Origin of the sequence: Klebsiella sp. JB_Kp042 (assembly GCF_040065275.1) — a bacterium.
Classification (GTDB): domain Bacteria; phylum Pseudomonadota; class Gammaproteobacteria; order Enterobacterales; family Enterobacteriaceae; genus Klebsiella; species Klebsiella quasipneumoniae.
This window is the reverse complement of record NZ_JBEAJL010000082.1, coordinates 66,356-83,860: the sequence shown is the minus strand read 5'-3', so window position 1 is coordinate 83,860 and position 17,505 is coordinate 66,356. Positions and strand designations below refer to the sequence as shown.

At 61.4% G+C, this 17,505-nt stretch carries 10 protein-coding genes and 1 pseudogene; 3 read left to right on the top strand and 8 right to left on the bottom strand.

Going from position 1 to position 17,505, the window contains the following annotated elements:
• Positions 1-66: 66 nt before the first annotated feature.
• The 7 genes and pseudogenes from hmsP to bcsR form a co-directional block, all read right to left on the bottom strand.
• Positions 67-2,073: a biofilm formation regulator HmsP gene (hmsP, locus tag ABLV54_RS13615; RefSeq protein WP_044525008.1), complete on the bottom strand. Its 2,007-nt coding sequence runs from the start codon at positions 2,071-2,073 to the stop codon at positions 67-69.
• Between the two features lie 243 nt (positions 2,074-2,316).
• On the bottom strand, positions 2,317-5,796 hold the full coding sequence (gene bcsC / locus ABLV54_RS13610) for a cellulose synthase complex outer membrane protein BcsC (protein ID WP_101881349.1): 3,480 nt from the start codon (positions 5,794-5,796) through the stop codon (positions 2,317-2,319).
• Complete coding sequence (gene bcsZ / locus ABLV54_RS13605) at positions 5,778-6,887, bottom strand: cellulose synthase complex periplasmic endoglucanase BcsZ (protein WP_023291293.1); 1,110 nt, start codon at positions 6,885-6,887, stop codon at positions 5,778-5,780. The genes bcsC and bcsZ overlap by 19 nt, the downstream gene beginning before the upstream one ends.
• Before the next feature lie 3 nt (positions 6,888-6,890).
• Positions 6,891-9,236 (bottom strand): cellulose biosynthesis cyclic di-GMP-binding regulatory protein BcsB, encoded by a 2,346-nt coding sequence (gene bcsB, locus ABLV54_RS13600; protein ID WP_348814182.1) that lies wholly within the window; start codon positions 9,234-9,236, stop codon positions 6,891-6,893.
• A 10-nt stretch (positions 9,237-9,246) separates the two neighbouring features.
• A pseudogene (gene bcsA / locus ABLV54_RS13595) lies at positions 9,247-11,863 on the bottom strand (UDP-forming cellulose synthase catalytic subunit).
• Positions 11,860-12,591: a cellulose biosynthesis protein BcsQ gene (bcsQ, locus tag ABLV54_RS13590; protein WP_072421040.1), complete on the bottom strand. Its 732-nt coding sequence runs from the start codon at positions 12,589-12,591 to the stop codon at positions 11,860-11,862. Before bcsQ ends, bcsA begins: the two are co-directional and overlap by 4 nt.
• Positions 12,592-12,602: 11 nt before the next feature.
• On the bottom strand, positions 12,603-12,791 hold the full coding sequence (gene bcsR / locus ABLV54_RS13585; RefSeq protein ID WP_023291297.1) for a cellulose biosynthesis protein BcsR: 189 nt from the start codon (positions 12,789-12,791) through the stop codon (positions 12,603-12,605).
• Between the two features lie 169 nt (positions 12,792-12,960).
• On the opposite strand from bcsR, the gene bcsE reads away from it, so the two are divergent.
• From bcsE to bcsG, 3 genes are read left to right on the top strand one after another with little or no spacing between them, the layout of a single operon-like run.
• Positions 12,961-14,514 (top strand): cellulose biosynthesis protein BcsE, encoded by a 1,554-nt coding sequence (bcsE, locus tag ABLV54_RS13580; RefSeq protein ID WP_023291298.1) that lies wholly within the window; start codon positions 12,961-12,963, stop codon positions 14,512-14,514.
• The gene (gene bcsF, locus ABLV54_RS13575) at positions 14,514-14,711 is read left to right on the top strand and encodes a cellulose biosynthesis protein BcsF (protein WP_004204976.1); all 198 of its coding nucleotides are present in this window, start codon (positions 14,514-14,516) and stop codon (positions 14,709-14,711) included. Before bcsE ends, bcsF begins: the two co-directional genes overlap by 1 nt.
• Positions 14,708-16,393 carry a cellulose biosynthesis protein BcsG gene (gene bcsG, locus ABLV54_RS13570; protein WP_048298548.1) on the top strand — a complete coding sequence of 562 codons (1,686 nt, stop codon included), beginning with the start codon at positions 14,708-14,710 and terminating at the stop codon, positions 16,391-16,393. The genes bcsF and bcsG overlap by 4 nt, the downstream gene beginning before the upstream one ends.
• A gap of 106 nt (positions 16,394-16,499) precedes the next feature.
• Here the strand turns inward: bcsG and ABLV54_RS13565 are convergent, their stop codons facing one another.
• Positions 16,500-17,501: a glycosyl hydrolase family 8 gene (locus tag ABLV54_RS13565; RefSeq protein WP_023291300.1), complete on the bottom strand. Its 1,002-nt coding sequence runs from the start codon at positions 17,499-17,501 to the stop codon at positions 16,500-16,502.
• Positions 17,502-17,505: the final 4 nt, after the last annotated feature.

The following is a 17,505-nucleotide window of genomic DNA, read 5'->3' as shown; positions in this document are numbered from 1 at the left end:
CTAACGTCGAAAGTGCAACGCGATTGTTAAAATCTTTGAGCTGACTCGCACAAGTCAACAAAACATTTACAAATTTGCATCTTCGCGGACCGGGGATAAATAGCGGGCGCTGAACGCCTCCTGCGGTAAAGCGCAACCGAACAGGTGGCCCTGGAGCACCTCGACGCCGGCGGCTTGCAACCAGCGATACTGGTCTTCCGTTTCCACCCCTTCCGCCACAATGCGCAGCGACAGGCCGCGCGCGAGCTGGATGATCGCCGGCACCATGCTGACATCCTCCGGCAGCATATCGATGAATACCTTATCAATTTTCAGAATATCCACCGGCAGAGCCTTCATCTGCTGCAGCTGGTGCAACCCGGCATAACCCATGCCAAAATCATCCAGCGCAATCCGCACGCCGGCCTCGCGCAGAGGCCGCAACCGCGCCATCACATCCTGCGGATCGTCCATCCGGCAGCTCTCCGTCACCTCAAGGATGAGGGTGCCCGGCGCAATGCGGTAGCGGGCGATCAGCTTCAGCATCTCCTCGCCACGGTCGTGCTCCAGCAGCTGGAGCAGGGAAACATTGACCGACAGCGGCAGCATAATGCCCTGGCTTTGCCAGGCGGCCAGCTGGCGGCAGGCCTCTTCCATCACCCAGTAGCCGACCGGGATAATCAGCCCGCAGGACTCAATGCGCTCAATCAGCGCCGGCGGTAGCGACCAGCTGCCATCCGCCTGCCGCTGGCGCAGCAGCACCTCGGCGCCGCAGAGCTCGCCGCTGGCGCAGGCCACCTGCGGCTGCAGCCAGATCGCGAACTGCTGGTTGTCGAGGGCGGTCATAATTTCGTGCTCTTCCATCAGGCGGCGCTGAGCCTTTTCCATCTGCTCGGGATCGAAGAACTCAATCTGATTTTTACCTTTGCGTCTTGCGGTGACCGCGGCCGAGACCGCGCGCCGGTAAAACTGTTCGGCGCTGAGACCGGGGTGGAACATGGCGATCCCGACGCTGGCGTAGGGCCGCAGCTGCAGACCATGCAGCGGTAAACGTTCATTAATAATAGTGAGCACTTGCTTACTTATCGTCACCGCCTGCCAGGATTCGGCGAGGCCATCGGCGAGAATGGCGAAGTCATAGCCGCTTACCTGGGCCAGCACCATCTGCGGCGGGATCGCGGCGCGCAGCTTCTCCACCAGCGTCAGGAGCAGCATTTCGCGCTGGCTCTCCTTGAGCACGCCGGCGGCGTCCTGCAGGGTTTCACAGGCGACGACGATCAGCGCGGCGCTCTGCGGGCGGGCCACCGTCTGCTCCAGCATCGCCAGCAAAAAGGCTTTATTCGGCAGCTCGGAGACCGGGAAGCGGGTCGACTGGATGGACAGCTCATCATGCTGGCGCACCAGACTCTGCTGGTTGCGGTTATAGCTGCGCACCAGCATGCCGATCTCGTCGTCATGGTGCAGGCGCGGGAGGGTCAGCTGATGGCCAAGACGCTCCTGCTGGGAGAGATCGTTCAGCTCGCGGGCGATACGCCGCAGGGGGCGAACCATCAGCCGGTTGATGCACCAGGTGAGCGCCACCGTTAGCATCAGCACCAGAAGTAAGTAAGCAGTCACCAACGTAGCAAGGGCGCTCATGACGAATTTATACATGCGATAGGAGTCAGCCTGCAGCACCAGATAGGCCAGCGGCTGCGGGTTGGCCGGCCGCTCCAGCGAATAAATGGGCAGCGAAATCTGCACCGGCAGCTCAAACAGCCGGGTGATGGTCACCGGCACCGACCGCTCAGGGATAAACCGCATCCGCAGCGCCTGGAACTGGTTGGGCAAGACGACATCCGCCCGGCTGACGATGCCAGCAGGCTGGATACGGCTTAAAATGGCTTCCGCTTCCGGAATATCGGCTTTCAGAATAGCCGCAGACAGCGGTTCGCGAACGGATCGCGCGATACTTTCTAACTGCGTGGCCGTGGTAAAGCGACTCTGTTGCACAAAGTGAAACAGCAAAATAGTGCAAAAAACCAATACAAAGGCCATGGACACGCTCGCGACCATCGCCATCTGTTTGATTGTAAGTGAACGGCTGACGCGCAACGGTGTTCTCCACTGATACTGAATGCATACCCGGCATTAATCCTTCAATCCCGGTCGTTTCAGGCTGATTATATACTTAAATCCTTCGCCCACGCCCGCGAGGGATGAAGTGACGGGATAGCTCCGCGCGGTGGCGCAGACGCCGGAGAGACCTCCCCGGCGGCCGACGGTGGGCAACGCCTCACGAGTATACGCGAAGCGCGCCGTGGAGTGGTGCTCTGTGACGTAATTCAGCCTATTCTGCTACCAGTCGGCGTAAGGCACCAGCGGCTGGGGCGGCATATCCAGATCCCCCTGCCAGCCGGCCGCCGAATAGCGCACGTAAAGCAGCGCATGGCTCGGGGTGTAGTCCTTCGCCTGCTGAATATCGACCGCGGCGCCAACGAACCAGTTGCTGGTCACCCGCCGCTCCACCAGCGCTCTGGCGGTGTAACCGAATCCCTGGCTGCTGCCGCCCTCCTCCGTCAGTTCGCTGGCGCGCTGCCGGTAGTCGGACGGGATCAGGTTCAGCAGCGGATAGCGGGCTTGCGTCTGGGTACGCGAATGGGACCATGAGACCGATCCGCCGAGTTCCCAGGACCAGTTCTCCGTGCGCTGACGCCAGGTCACCGGCACAGCGAACGAGAGATACTCCTGCGGGCTGTAATAGCCGCCCTGGCCGAGGGTGTAGCCGCTGAGATCTTTGTCGTAGTGCCAGATCATATTGTTGAGGCCGACGGTGACGCGACGATTATTCTCGTTAATCACCTTATAGTAGTAGCCGGTCATCCAGCGCACGCGCCAGTTATCCGCCACGTTTTTACCGGTCAGCGAGTCGGCCCCCAGCGAGGACCAGATACCGTGCGCTTCGCCCCGGTCATAGCTGAGGCTCACACCGCCGCCGTCGGCGCGAACGCCGCCCCAGGTGGTGCCAGTGTGGCTGTTGCTGTCTTTCTGCCCGCCAAAGGAGAGCAGCGAGCTGGAGATGGGCCGCCGGTGCACGTTGACCGTGTACCCCCCCGGCCCGACGTCGCTGCTGTAGCTCAGGCCGCCGACCACATCGACGACATTGAAGCCCATCGGCGTGGTGCCGATATCGCCGCTCCAGGTGTCATTCTTCCAGCCGACCGCTACGCTGGCCCCGCTGTCGGTCTGATTTTTACTGCCGCTGGTACAGGCGATCTCCCCGCAGGTGCCCCAGCTGGGCGAGTAGCTCCCGTCGCTGTGGGTGGAAAAGCTGCCGGCATCCATATTGACCAGGTCGGTGCGGAAGAACATCCGGCCATCCGCCAGCGGGGCATCCACCTGCAGCATGGTGGTATGCGCCTTGAGGTCGGAATAGCCGCCGGTGCCGCTGGATCCCCAAAAGTCGTGTTCCAGGGTGACGTTCAGATCCTGCTGGCGATAAAGGTCGGCGGCATCGCTGCGGATCCCGCGCTTCAGCCAGTCATCCCGGCTGTCGTTGCGCGTCAGCCGGGTAAAGGTATCGTTATCCTGCGGCTGCGCGGGGGTGATGCCGGAGGCCACCATCGCCTCCCGGTAGTGGGTCAGCGCCTGCTGCGGCTCCCCGTTCCGGGTGGCAAAGCGCGCGGCATCGCGCAGCACCAGCGCGCTCTCCATCGAGGGCGGCTGCGCCTTCGCCTGCGGCACAATCTGGTTAAAAATCTGTTGGGCGTCCGCGGTATCGCCAAGGCCAGCTCGCGCCAGGGCGACCCGCCGCTGCATATTCATGGATTCGGCCTCTGCGCCTTTCAGCTGCATGACCTGCGCCCGGGCGGCCTGTTTATCGCCCTCGGCCAGATAGACTTCCGCAAGGCCGAGGCGCGCATCGCCGTTGTCGGCTTCCTGACGCAGCACCCGCTGATAGTCGGCAATCGCCGTCTGGTTGTCCCCGCGCTGCTGGGCCCAGTCGGCCAGCGTCAGGTCATAGCGCACCGAGGCCGGCTGCTGTTTGATGAGGGCGATCGCCTGCGCTTCCTCGCCGCTGTCGCGCAGCTGGTTCGCCTGGCGCAGCACCCGGTCGCTTTGCAAACGCGCCTCAAGTTCACGAATGTTATCCGTCCACGCGCTGCGCGGCAGAGCGGCGATTTGCGCCAGCGCCAGATCGTCCTGGTCGTTCCCCGACAGATAGAGCCCCGAGGCGTAGACCCGTTCGGCATCCTGCGGCTGGCGGTTGACCATCGTCCGCATCAGCGCATCGGCTTCCTGGCGCTCACCGGCGCTGACCAGATCCCGCGCCAGACGGTAGGTTATCCACACGCTGTCCGGCTCGAGCGCCAGGCGCCGACGCTGAACTTCCGCCGCCTGCGCCCAGTTGCCCTGGCTCTCCAGGGCCTGCGCCTGTTTCTCCAGCCGGTCGTTGGTCAGGCTGCGCTCGATATCATCGATGCTGCGCCGCTGGGCGGCAGGAAGACCAGCGATCCAGGCGCTGGCTTTCTCCGGCGATTCGGCGCGATAGAGGTTGGCCAGGCCGCGCACCGCCAGGTTATTGCCGCGATCCAGGCGCAACGCCTGCTGGTAATAGCGCTCCGCCGCCGCCGCCTCTTTGCGCGCCGCCGCGACGTCGCCCAGCCCCAGCACGGCATAGCTGTCGGTCCGATCGACCCGCTGCGCCTGGGCATAATAATTCTGCGCCTGTGAAAGCTGACCGGCCTTCAGGGCGTTATCCCCCTGCTTGATCAGCAGCCAGTAGCGGTTGGTTTGCAGCAGGCTGTCCCATTTGCCGCGATTCGGGCTGTCGGGATCCATGGCAATCGCTTTATTGAGCTGGGCCACCGCGCGCGCGCGGTCGCCGCGCTGGGAATAGGCCTGGCCGAGGGCGCCCACCGCATCGCTGTCGCGGCTGTCGGCCTGAACGGCTTTCTGCAGATCCGCCACCGCCTGCGAGGTATTTCCGGATTTGACCGCCGCCAGCCCTTCCGAGCGGGCGCGGAACGTCGGATCCTGCAGCTGCGCCTGCTGCTGGTCAAGCAGGACGCGGGCGTTCGCCGCCACCGAGCCGGTAGGAAACTGCAGCAGGAATTGCTGCAACGCCTGCACGCTGGCCTTGCTCACCGGCATGCTTTTCACTTCGCTGAACCACATATCGGCGGCGATACCGCGTCCTGAGGCTGAGCGGGCCATTTCCGCCAGATAGGCGAACCCTTCCTGCGGTTTGTTATCGGCAAACATCTGCTTCGCCAGCGCCGTCAGCAGGCTGACGTTGCCCGGCGCGCTGGCGTTCAGTTTTTTCAGCTGGCTGACGCCTTCGCTATGACGGGCCGGCAGGCGCGCCACCAGCGTCCAGTATTCAATAGCGGCATCAACATCATCCGGCACGCCGCCGAACAGTTTTTCATAGGCGGCGATGGCTTCATCGACCTTCCCGGCCACGCCCAGCAGGCGCGCCTGCTGCAGCGCCTGACGGCCCTCGCCGGTGTTGCTTTTCATCTCATTGCGCGACGCCTTCAGCTCAGGGGAATCCGGCGCCAGCTTCGTCAGTCGCTCCAGCTCTTTTTGCGCCCCGGCGGTATCCCCCTGGCGCAGCAGATAGCGCATCCGCGCGGCAATCAGGTCCGGGTTGTTGGGGTCGATCAGCTCCAGACGGTATAGCGACTGACGCACCAGGTCTTCACGATTGCTGGCCTCGCCGAGGCGCACCTGCTCCAGCAGATGTTCCTGGGCGGGCGTCGTCGCCGCCTGCGCTAACGGCAGCAGCGCAACGCCGAGGGACAGCGTGAGTAAACTTAGTGAGAGCTTGCGCATTCCTGGTTCCAGTCAGGTTGTAATTCGCCACCCGCAGTGAAACGAAAACGGTGTTGATCCCAACCCTGACCGAACAGCGTCAGGACCGCGCTGTAGTAGGCATCCGCGCCGGGATAGTTATCGGCGACGCGCTGTCGTTGCACCGACCGGGCCTCGTCGTTCTGTAAAAACGGCAGCATCACCGCGGAGAAGCCCACCGGCCCCTGGCCGCTGGTTTTACCGGTGGCGATATTCACTTTCTCCGGCGGTACCCCCTGCTCCGTGGTCTGCGCCGCCATCGGCGCAAAGCGGGCCAGCAGACGCGCTTTTTGCTTATCGCCATCATGAAGCATGCCCACCCACAGGTAGACCCGAATCGCGTCATAGCTGCCGATCAGCGGCTTCTCCGTTTTCAGCTGCCAGCCTTTCCCTTTCTCATAGCGCACCCAGTCCGGGGTAAAGCCTTTCGGCGCGGTCTCCAGCAGCAGACGCAGGTTCGTGTCGCGCAGGGTGGGCCACGGCGCGCCAAAACGCACAAAATAGGTGGCCAGCTGCGGCGGAAGATAGCTGGGATTAAACCGCCAGCCGCTGTCGTCGGCAAAACCGACTTTTCCCGGCAGCAGCATCGTGCCAAGGCCCGGCACCGCCACCGTCTCTTCGTCAACAATCCGCGCCAGCAGCGCTTTCCCGGTCTCGGTGTACTGCGGCTGCTGCCACAGGCGCCCCGCCTCCAGAAGCGCCCAGGCTATCCACAGATCCGAGTCGGATGCCGAATTGCTGTCCAGCAGCGTCCACTGTTCGTCGTCCTTTTTCCCCCACAGCCAGCCCGGCAGATGCTGCCGCAGGTCGCCCTCCGCCAGGTTGTTCTGCGTCCAGGTCAGCAGCTTGTCGAACCCCGCGCGATCGTTGGCCGCCAGGGCAAAGAACAGGCCATAGCTCTGTCCTTCGGAAGTGGAAATTTTGCGCGCATCGCTGGGGTCGATCACCCGCCCCTCGGGGCTGACGTACGCTTTCTTAAACTGCTCCCAGGCGGGCCACTGGCAAGCGGCGCTCGCCTGGCCCGCCGCCAGTACCAGCGCGGAGAGCACCGCGCCGCAAAGTACTTTCATCATCGTTTATTCATCATCCAGGCTAAGGCGGCGGCGGCTGATAATGCGCAGCATGCGCCACAGCACCCACGCCAGCAGCACGATACTGACCGCGGCGAAGATCGCCAGCAGTATCGGGTGGTTAGAGAGCGCGAACCAGATGCGCTCGAACCAGGGCAGATGGCCGACATAGTAAACATCGCCCACCCGCAGGCTGTTGACGCCGGATTCGCGGATCACCGCCACCGAGCCAAACATCGCCGCCCGCTTACCGCTGTCGTTGAGGGCGTTGGTCAGCAATTCATTACCGCGCGGGCTGTCGGCCAGCAGGGCCACCACGCTACGCTGATCGTTGTAGGGCGACTGGAAGCCAATCACCGCCGCCATCGGTCCGGAAGAGGTGATGTCGGTGCGGGTGTTGGGCGTGCGGGCCTCGTCATCGGGATAAATGCTCGCCAGGTCATAGTGGCGCATCGGCATTTTCACCCAGCTTTTGGTCGCCTCGACCAGCAGGTTGATTTTGGTATCGTCCTTGAGAGACGAAGGGATCGCGCCGATCAGCAGCAGATCCGCGTCTTTATTCTTGATCTGGTTGCCATCGTCGGTCATTTGCAGATTAATCGCCGCCAGGCCGGTCTGCGAACCGATGCCGCCCAGCGCCTGCAGCAGCGTCGCCACCTGGCCCTGGGTCGGCGCCTTCGGCACCACCACCAGGGTGTCAGCGAGGTCAGCCATTCGGCTGTAAGGGAAGCCCGCATTGGCGAAGACGCGCAGGTCCGGCAGCGCAATAAAGTGATAATACTTCGAGAAGTCGATGGTCGAATCGTCGCCGATCACCACATGGTTCTGCACCGGCTGGAAGGTAATACAGTTGTCGATGGAGCCGCCGGGCATCGGGTTCATGTACTGGAAGTCAAAGCGCAGCTGGTTCACCGCCCCAAGACGCAGCGCGGGGATGGTGACCTCCGATTTGCCGTCCAGCAGCCCCTGCAGCACCGGCAGGCGCAGGATCAGTTTGTTCACGTCCTGGGAGCTGTTAAGGCTGAACGACTGCAGGAACTGGTCGTTGAGGCTGATATCCATCCGCGAACTGTCCTTCACCGGCGGCATGGTGTAGCGATATTTCAGATCCATATCGATGCCGTTGGCCCGCAGCAGATAGAGATCCGGCGGCAGGTTAAGCGCCACGGTGATGGCATCCGGCACCAGCCCGCTGGACTGCAGCTGTTGCTCATAGGTTTTCAGCTCAGCAAAGGTGACCGAGCGGTCGGTGCGCACCCAGTTTGGCGCATCGTATGGCTGCCGCGGCTGCAGGGTTTTGATGCCGTCCACGGTGACGCTGCTGCCGCGGAACAGAATATTGCCCTGGGCAATCCCCTTCGCCGCCAGCAGCAGGTCTTTATCATCGCGGCCGAAAATCACCAGCAGCTTGACGTAAGGATCGTTCGGGTTGTCGATCATTTCGATGGTCGGCGCGTTGACCGGCGGATGATCGCGCAGGAAATCCGGACGCTTGTCGTTGGTGGCGAAGACAATGGCGTTACGATCCGGCAGTTCGTTGAAATAGACCGGGAACTGCTGGCCGCGCCAGCCGGCCTTGCTGCCGAACCATGAGGCGATAATCGCCGCCGCCTGCTGCTGGGCCACCGCCGGCGAACCCGGGAAAATCATCGGCAGCGTCAGCGGGCGGTTGTCGCGCGGATCGTAGAACGGTACCGGGAAGTGCGACAGATCGTTATGCACCTTCAGCGACTGGTAGGTGAGATCCAGATAGCTTTCGCGCCCGACGTCCAGCCACAGCGTGCTGCTGGCCGGGTTTTCGCAGACATCGCGATAGTGGCCGACAAACTCCAGCCGTATGCGGTTGAAGTCGGTGATATACAGCGGGTCAATCGGCAGCTGCGCACGGATCTTTTTCCCCAGCTGCTCTTTGGTGACGGGCAGAACGCCCATCAGCTCATCGTTGAGATAGACTTTCAGCTGCGACTGCACGGGCAGCAGTGAGGGCGACGGGGTATATTCCAGATTGAGCAGCGCGTTGGCGACCAGCTCATCGCTGCGCATGCCGAATTCGACCGAGGCGTCAGGCCGTGAGCCGCGCAGCACAATGCAGCCCGGAGGCGGCGCGATGGAGGCAAAGGTCAGCTTCACCTCCCGCTGCGGGATATTCTCGGCGACCACCGCCGGAGCGGTCGGTTCGGCGAGGGTCGCCGTCGGCTCGCCAATCGTCACCGGCGCGGGCGGGGTGGCCGCCTGCGGCTGAACGCCAGGAGCCGGGTTCACCACGGCGGCCGGCGCCGCGTAAGAGGCCAGCGGATACCAGCTGCACATGCCCACCGCTACTGCACACATCCAGGAAAGTTTTCTTTTCATCGCATTATCATCATTGTTGAGCCATTGCCGGGTCTGCGGAGAGCGTCGGCGCGGCGCGTTCAGGGCGTCGGGGTACAAACGACACTATCCATGCCACCAGCGAGGTGAGCGCGCGGAAAATGACCTTCACCGACGGCGGCGAAAACTCCGCCAGGTGACGGTAACCACGGAATCCCAGCTTGAGGATATCCAGCAGGCTTTCCATCGGCTTATCTTCCGGGAAGCTATCCTGCCAAAGCGCCCACGTATCGGCGCGGGCAAACGTACACTGCACAAAATCGATATGCTGCTGGTTGGTCAACGGCAGCAGCTGCAATCCCACTTCGTTGCCGTTTACCCGCGCGACCCGCACCGGGAAGACATACTCCTGCTGTCCCCGTTTGAGCAGCAGCCTGGCGTTCTGCCCCTCCAGCACCTGCGCGTCGCTGTGAATTTTGATCCCCAGCCCGCCGTCGGAATAGTCGTGAACGGTGCAGGAGAACAGATGGCCGTCATCGCGGGCGATGGCCGCCGGCATGCTCATTTCGACACGATGCGACCGGCGGACCTGCTTGCTTTCGACCGAGACCGCCACCGCGCCGCCAAGAATAATCAGGTTGTAGAACACCCAGACAATACTCACCCAGACGGTGAGAATTTCGTTTTCCGGGCCGTACATAAAGCGCCAGATCCCCACCGCGACGCCGACCAGGTTGAGCAGCACGAGGTAGATATAGGGCCGGGAGATCACCCAGTCGACATACTCCTCTTCCACCAGCCCACCCTTCGCGGTGACGTTGAATTTGCCTTTATGCGGGTTAATCAACGCCACAAAGGTGGGCGGCGCGATATACCAGGCGAGCACCGTCTCGTAGATTTCACTCCAGAACGAATGGCGGTATTTGCCCTGAATCTTCGAGTTGGTCAGGCTGGCGTGGATCATATGCGGCAGCACGAACAGCGCGATCATCAGCGCCGGCGCATAAATGATATAGGCATGGAGCAGCAAAAAGGCCAGCGGCGCCGTGAGGAAGATGAGGCGCGGAATACCGGAGAGGAAGTGGAGCATGGCGTTGGCGTAGCAGACGCGCTGCGCCAGCTTCAGCCCCTTGCCAAACAGCGGGTTATCGAGACGGAAAATCTGCACCATGCCGCGCGCCCAGCGGATGCGCTGGCCAATGTGCGCCGACAAACTCTCCGTCGCCAGCCCCGCCGCCTGCGGAATACGCATATAGGCGGAGGTGTAGCCGCGTCGGTGCAGGCGCAGCGAGGTGTGGGCATCTTCGGTCACCGTTTCGACGGCAATGCCGCCAATCTCATCCAGCGGGCCGCGGCGGATCACGGCGCAGGAGCCGCAGAAGAAGGTGGCGTCCCACATATCGTTCCCGTCCTGTACCAGGCCGTAGAACAGGGTGCCTTCGTTCGGCGTTTTGCGAAAACGGCCAAGGTTGCGCTCAAAGGGGTCTGGGGAGAAGAAATGGTGCGGGGTCTGCATCATCGCCAGCTCTTTCTCTTTCAGGAACCAGCCCATGGTCATCTGCAGAAACGAGCGCGTCGGCACGTGGTCGCAGTCAAAGATCGAGACAAACTCCCCTTTGGCGTATTTCAGCGCATTGTTGATGTTACCGGCCTTGGCGTGCTCATGGCTGGTACGGGCGATGTAGTGCACCCCGACATCTTTGGCAAACTGGCGAAACGCTTCCCGTCCGCCGTCGTCGAGGATCCAGATGTTGAGCTTGTCCTTCGGCCAGTCGATGCCCTGCGAGGCATAGATGGTGTTTTTCACCACGTTGAGATCTTCGTTGTAGGTGGGGACGAAGATATCCACCGTCGGCCACAGATCCATGTCCTCCGGCAGCGGCACCGGTTGGCGGTTCAACGGCCAGACCACCTGGAAGTAGCCCAGCACCAGCACCACCCAGGCGTAGGTCTCGGCGAACAGCAAAATAATCCCGCACACCAGGCTTACCGGGTCGTTCCAGTTCAGCGTCGAGGTGTAGCGCCACCAGATATAGCGGCACGAGACCGTCAGCGACAGCACGATCAGCATCAGCGCCGAGAAGCGGCCGGGGATGCGCCGCACCAGCAGCGCCACGCCCCACAGTAGCATCAGGAAGATAAATTGCGACAGCGGGTTAAAGGGCTGCGTAATACACATCAGCGCCAGCACCAGCGAGCAGCAAGTCACCACTCCGAGGATTGTCCGGCGCAGTTTAGGATTGAGGTGCGCCAGCTCTTTCTGTTTATCCAGATGGCGGGTGCGGGCGTTAACCTGCTCAGGCAGTTTCTCCATCCATTGCGCGTAGCGACCATGCACCCCTTCCAGCGCCGCCAGCGAACGCCAGTTGACCTTTTTCTCCGGCTCCGGCACGCGGGTCGCCAGCAGCCACAGGGATTGCAACAGATAGCGCAGCGGATCCAGGAGCCGTGGCCGGTGCGGATTAATATGGGGGAAATAGGTGTCATGGTGCGCCAGAATCGCCTGCCAGCGCGGCGTCTCCAGCGGCATGAGCGCCCAGACCAGCGATGCCCACAGGCAGCCAAGCGACGCCGACAGCCAGGAGGCGCCATGCTGCCGGTAATCGTCATAGCGCGCGCAGCCGTTCCCCCACCGGCGGGGCCAACAGCAGCGTGCTGAGGCGGATCATACCGCCCTCCCGCCGGCATAGTGGATCAGGCACCAGTTCGCCAGGGTCAGCACCTCTTCCGCCGCCAGAGAGTCCTGGCGATACTCCCCAAGGGGCTGTTTCGCCGCCAGGCACTCGGCCATCGCCTCGTCGCGGTGAATGGTCACCGGCAGGATCCGCGGCTGGCTCTCGAGCCACAGCTGGTAGAGATCTTCCTGCAGCTGGCTGCCGACCCGCAGATCGTTAATCAGAATATCGCTGTTGGCCGGAAAGGGCTGCTGGTGCAAACGGATATGGCTGTTGGCGTCGGGATGGACCACCACCAGCGAGCGGTCGCAGAGCGTCAGCAGCTCGCGGGTCAACGGCGAATAGCCCGCCGGCAGATCCAGCAGCAGCCAGCGGTACTGGCCCTGCAGCTGCTGTACCGCCTCCGTCATCGCTCCCAGGGTGGGCAGCAGCTGGTCGACGTTTTCTCTTTCGCCCGCGCTGAGCTGGCCAAACGGCAGCAGATCGATATGTTGCGTATAGCGCAGACCCGCGTCGCGCCAGTCACGGCCGTCAAGCAGCGACCGGGCCCAGCCGTCCTGATGATGGATATCGGTGTTGAAAAAAAAGCGCAGCATATTATCCGGGCTGGCGTCGATCGCCAGCACGCTTTCACCGAGCAATTGCAGCGCCCAGGCGAGTGCAGCCGTAATGGACGTAACGCCAGTTCCCCCGCGCACACCCTGTAACCCCAGAATAGCCATCTCCGGCTTCCTTATTTTTTCTCTGCAAACTCTGCCAGCAGCGGCCAGCGCTTCAGCGCTGCGTTCAGCTGTTCACGCCTCGAAATATCATGATAATCAATATCCGGCAGGGAAAATGCCCGGCTTAGCGCCAAAAAATCATTTTGAAAGGTGTACCCCAGCGTGGCGTCCGTGGGTACGACAGGATCTTTTGCTGGCATATCTCTGTCCGTTCGAAATTTATTATTAAACCAGAGGACGTATACAGCGCTTCCTTAAAAAGCAGGTGTACATGCTAAAACTGATGACCTTTAATTTCAATGTTAGGTTTACTCTGTCAGTTTCGCTAGTAAACTTATCCAGTGTGAATCAGGGCGCACGAGGGATGCCGTGGATAGTGTATTTACTTTGGGTATTTCATCATTATGGGATGAAGTGTGCCATATGCCGGTCGGCGGGGTATGGTGGCTCAACGTTGACCGTTATGCCGATGCCGTCAGTCTGGTTAATCAGACGCTGGCCGCGCAGGCGAAAAACAGCAAAGTTGCCGCGCTGGTCATGGGTGATAAACCTGATGATATCATTTCATTAGATAGCATTCATGGCCCGAATAATATCGCGCTGTTTACCCTGCCGAATCGCCCGGAGGCGCTGGAAGAAATACATCGTGATTTAGTCTGCTCCCTCGAGCCTGGCAATTATTTGTTTATTCTGCTATGCGCTGAAAATGCCTGGCAAAATATAAATAATGAAAAGTTATGCGCCTGGGTGGAAAAAACCAGTCGCTGGGCGCAATATCATCGCTGCACGTTCTTAGCGATCAATCCCGCCCAGGATATCGATCGGCAGCTCACCCCGTTATTACGCGCGTACCGATCCCTTTCCGGTCTGGCAAGTATTCGCTACCAGGGCGACCGCCATCTTTTTGATATTGCCTGGTGGGGAAGCGATAAAGGCATCAGCGCCCAGCAGCAGCTGATGGTGCAACACGACGACGCCGGCTGGCGATTAGCGCAGGATGCTGAAACCAGCGTGCAGCCGCGTAGCGACGAAAAAGCGATCCTCAGCCATGTGCGCGTCCTCGAAGGCGCCCCGCCGCTCTCGGAATACTGGACCCTGTTCGATACCAATGACGAGGTCTTCAACGCCGGGCGCACTGCGCAGGCGGCGACGATCCTCTTCTCCATTACCCAGAATACGCAAATTGAACAGCTGGGGCGCTATATTCATACCCTGCGTCGTCAGCGCGGCACCGCGCTGAAAATTATTGTCCGCGAACAAACCCCCAGCCTGCGCGCGACCGATGAGCGGCTGCTGCTCAGCAGCGGCGCCAGCCTGGTGATCCCCAACAGCGCGTCGCTTTCCCGCTGCCTGACGCTGATTGAAAGCGTACAGAACCAAAAGTTCTCCCGGCGTATCCCGGAAGATTTTGCCACCCTGCTCACCTGGAGCCAGCCGTTAAAGCTGCGGGGCTATCAGAAATGGGACGCCTTTTGCGAAGCGGTGCACAACGTGATGACCAATACCCTGCTGCCGGCCGACAGCAAAGGCGTGATGGTGGCCCTGCGCCCGGCGCCGGGGCTGCGCGTCGAGCAGGCGCTGACGTTATGCAAACCCAACCGGATGGGCGACATCATGACCATCGGCAATAACCGGCTGGTGCTGTTCTTGTCATTTTGCCGAATCAATGACCTCGACACCGCGCTAAATCATATTTTCCCGCTGCCGACCGGCGATATTTTTTCTAACCGTATGGTGTGGTTTGAAGACAAACAGATCCTCTCGGAAATCGTGATCATGCGCGGCGTCGAGCCGGCGCGCTGGAACACGCCGCTGCCCCTCTCGGTCGGTAAAAACGAAACCATCAACGCCACCCATGATGGACGCCACTGGCGACGCTATCCCGAACCACACCGGTTAACCACCCGTGAGGAGCAAGCCTGATGATGTCTATCGCCGATATTCTGCAACTGGTGGTGCTCTGCGCCCTGCTGTTTTTTCCGCTGGGCTACCTGACGCGCCACTATCAGCGCCGGATCCGCACGACATTAAGATTGATGTTCTTTAAACCCCGTTACGTGAAACCGGCAGGGGTATTACGCCGGGGAACAACGGTTAAGCAAGGCAAAGCGAATAAATGACAAATAAAAAAACGACCGCGGCACCGCTTCCGCTCTGGCAGTACTGGCGCGGCCTTGGCGGCTGGAACTTATACTTTCTGGTCAAGTTTGCCCTGCTGTGGGCCGGGTATCTCAATTTCCACCCGATGCTGAACCTGGTGTTTCTCGCCTTTCTGCTGGTGCCGATCCCGCGTGAAAAGCTGCACCGCATCCGCCACTGGATCGCCATTCCGCTCGGCTTCGCGCTGTTCTGGCATGATACCTGGCTGCCCGGGCCGGAGACGCTGCTTAGCCAGGGCTCGCAAATCGCCGGCTTCAGCGCCAGCTATATCTGGGATCTGATTGTCCGCTTTATCAACTGGAGCATGGTCGGCGCCTTCTTTGTTTTACTGGTGCTATGGCTGTTTATCAGCCAGTGGCTGCGCGTTACCGTGTTTGTCTCCGCGATGGTCGTCTGGCAGGCGGTCAGCCCGTTGCTGCCGGCCTTTACCATTTGGCCTGCCGGTCAGCCCACCACCGCCGCCGCCACCGCGCCGGCCAACGTCGGGACCAACGCCGCCGCTGGCGCCGCGTCCAGCCCGGCCAGCCCGGCCAGCAGCGATATTCCGCCGCAGACCGAGCCGCCGACCTCGGCCAACCTCACCAACTGGCTGAACGGTTTCTATGCCGCCGAGCAGAAGCGCAAGACGCCGTTCCCGGACCAGCTGCCGGCGGATGCGCAGCCGTTTGACCTGCTGGTGATCAATATCTGCTCGCTCTCCTGGTCGGATATTGAAGCCGCCGGGCTGATGGACCACCCGCTGTGGAAGCATTTCGATATCGTCTTCAAAAACTTTAACTCCGCAACCTCCTACAGCGGACCGGCGGCGGTGCGCCTGCTGCGCGCCAGCTGCGGCCAGCTGTCGCATACCAACCTGTATCAGCCGTCCGGCGCCGATTGCTACCTGTTTGAAAACCTGGCGAAACTCGGCTTCAACCAGCAGCTGATGCTCGGCCACAACGGCCTGTTCGGCGACTTCCTGAAAGAGCTGCGTTCACTGGGCGGCATGCAGAGCCCGCTGATGGACCAGAGCGGTCTGCCGGTCAGCCTGCAGGCGTTTGACGGCTCGCCGGTGTACGAGGATCTGGCGGTCCTCAACCGCTGGCTGAAGACCGAAGAGGCCAGCAGCAATCCGCGGAGCGCCACCTTCTATAACACCCTGCCGCTGCATGACGGCAACCACTTCCCGGGACAAAGCAAAACCGCGGACTACAAAGTGCGCGCGCAAAAGCTGTTTGACGACCTGGATAACTTCTTCACCGAGCTGGAAAAATCGGGGCGGAAGGTGATGGTGGTGGTGGTGCCGGAACACGGCGGCGCGCTGAAGGGCGATAAGATGCAGGTGTCTGGCCTGCGTGATATCCCGAGCCCGTCGATCACTAACGTCCCGACGGCGGTGAAATTCTTCGGCATGAAGGCGCCGCATGAAGGCGCGCCGATTATCATCGATCAGCCCAGCAGCTACCTGGCGGTGTCGGAGCTGGTGGTGCGCGCCCTCGACGGCAAAATGTTCAGCGAAGAGAGCGTCAACTGGCAGCAGTATGTCGCCAACCTGCCGCAGAGCGCGGCGGTGTCCGAAAACGCCAACGCCATCGTTATCCAGTATCAGGGCAAGCCGTATGTCCAGCTGAATGGCGGAAGCTGGGTGCCTTATCCGCAATAAGCGACAAGGCCGCCCATGCTGGCGGCCTGACATCGTGAGACGTTCCTGCTCTTCCCTCTCAGCCCGCAGGCATACGGGCTGAGAGGCCTGCAAAGCCATCACCGCGCTAGCGCTGATCCTGTTTCGCCAGCCAGACCAGCAGCTTGAGGCTGGCGGAGTAATAATCATCCTTGTCGTCAATCTGCGGCGCTTCCTGCGGTTCGCCAAGCGTTAAATCACGCACCGCCAACAGGCCGCCGGCCATATTCCACGGGGCGACCTCGTTAGTGCTAACGTTGATCCACGCCGGGGTTTGCAGACGCGGGTAACTCTGCATCCAGGCTTTCCACGGCGCGAGCAAGGCGCTGTGCGGATCGACCCACGAGATATACAGCGGAATACGGATCGCATCGAAACTCATCCGCGGCGGCCACTCTTTGGCCGGCAGCATCTTGCCATCCGCCCGCAGCGCCACCCAGTCGCTGGGCAGGTGCGATTTCCCCCAGCCCATCTGCCCCAGCAGCGCCTGCCCGTCACTCTGCAATGTCCGCCAGGCGGTCAGGTGCGTCCGCTCCGCAAAGGCGCGCCAGGCCGGAAAGATGAAATAGGAGGGGTTAAGGTTCAGGTGGTCGTTGCGGTTGAACCCCTTCACCCCCGGGAGCATCACCTGGCGACCGGCGAAAGTCACCACCGTATATTTCAGCAGGGAGGCGGTGATGGCATCGGAGGCCGTCGCGTAGCGCTTGTCCTGCCACTGCTTTTGCGCGCGCAGCAGCGCCCAGGCGATCAGGGTATCGCCATCGGTGGCGTTGTTTTTATCGGCGATCGGGTCCGGCGCCACCGGGTTATAGCGCCAGTAAAACAGCCCGTTAGACTTGTCGCGCAGGGTGCTGTCCGTCCACTGCCACAGTTTGTCGAACGCCGGGCGATCGTTATTCGCCACCGCCAGGAGCATGGCGAAGCCCTGGCCTTCCGTATGCGACACATTGCCATTGGCGGTATCAATGATACGACCGTCCGGCATCATAAAACGGGCCTTATAGCGCTCCCATGCCGTATCCGCCCACGCCCGGGGCACCAGCATCACTGCCGTTGTCACTATCACCGCCACTAAAGCACGCAGGGGCATAAAT

Excerpts from the sequence above, each read along its gene's own strand:
- bcsC (WP_101881349.1), bottom strand. The coding sequence starts at position 5,796 with ATGCGCAAGCTCTCACTAAGTTTACTCACGCTGTCCCTCGGCGTTGCG.
- bcsB (WP_348814182.1), bottom strand. The coding sequence starts at position 9,236 with ATGAAAAGAAAACTTTCCTGGATGTGTGCAGTAGCGGTGGGCATGTGC.
- ABLV54_RS13565 (WP_023291300.1), bottom strand. The coding sequence starts at position 17,501 with ATGCCCCTGCGTGCTTTAGTGGCGGTGATAGTGACAACGGCAGTGATG.
- bcsG (WP_048298548.1), top strand. The coding sequence starts at position 14,708 with ATGACAAATAAAAAAACGACCGCGGCACCGCTTCCGCTCTGGCAGTAC.
- bcsZ (WP_023291293.1), bottom strand. The coding sequence starts at position 6,887 with ATGATGAAAGTACTTTGCGGCGCGGTGCTCTCCGCGCTGGTACTGGCG.
- bcsF (WP_004204976.1), top strand. The coding sequence starts at position 14,514 with ATGATGTCTATCGCCGATATTCTGCAACTGGTGGTGCTCTGCGCCCTG.
- bcsQ (WP_072421040.1), bottom strand. The coding sequence starts at position 12,591 with ATGGCTATTCTGGGGTTACAGGGTGTGCGCGGGGGAACTGGCGTTACG.
- bcsR (WP_023291297.1), bottom strand. The coding sequence starts at position 12,791 with ATGCCAGCAAAAGATCCTGTCGTACCCACGGACGCCACGCTGGGGTAC.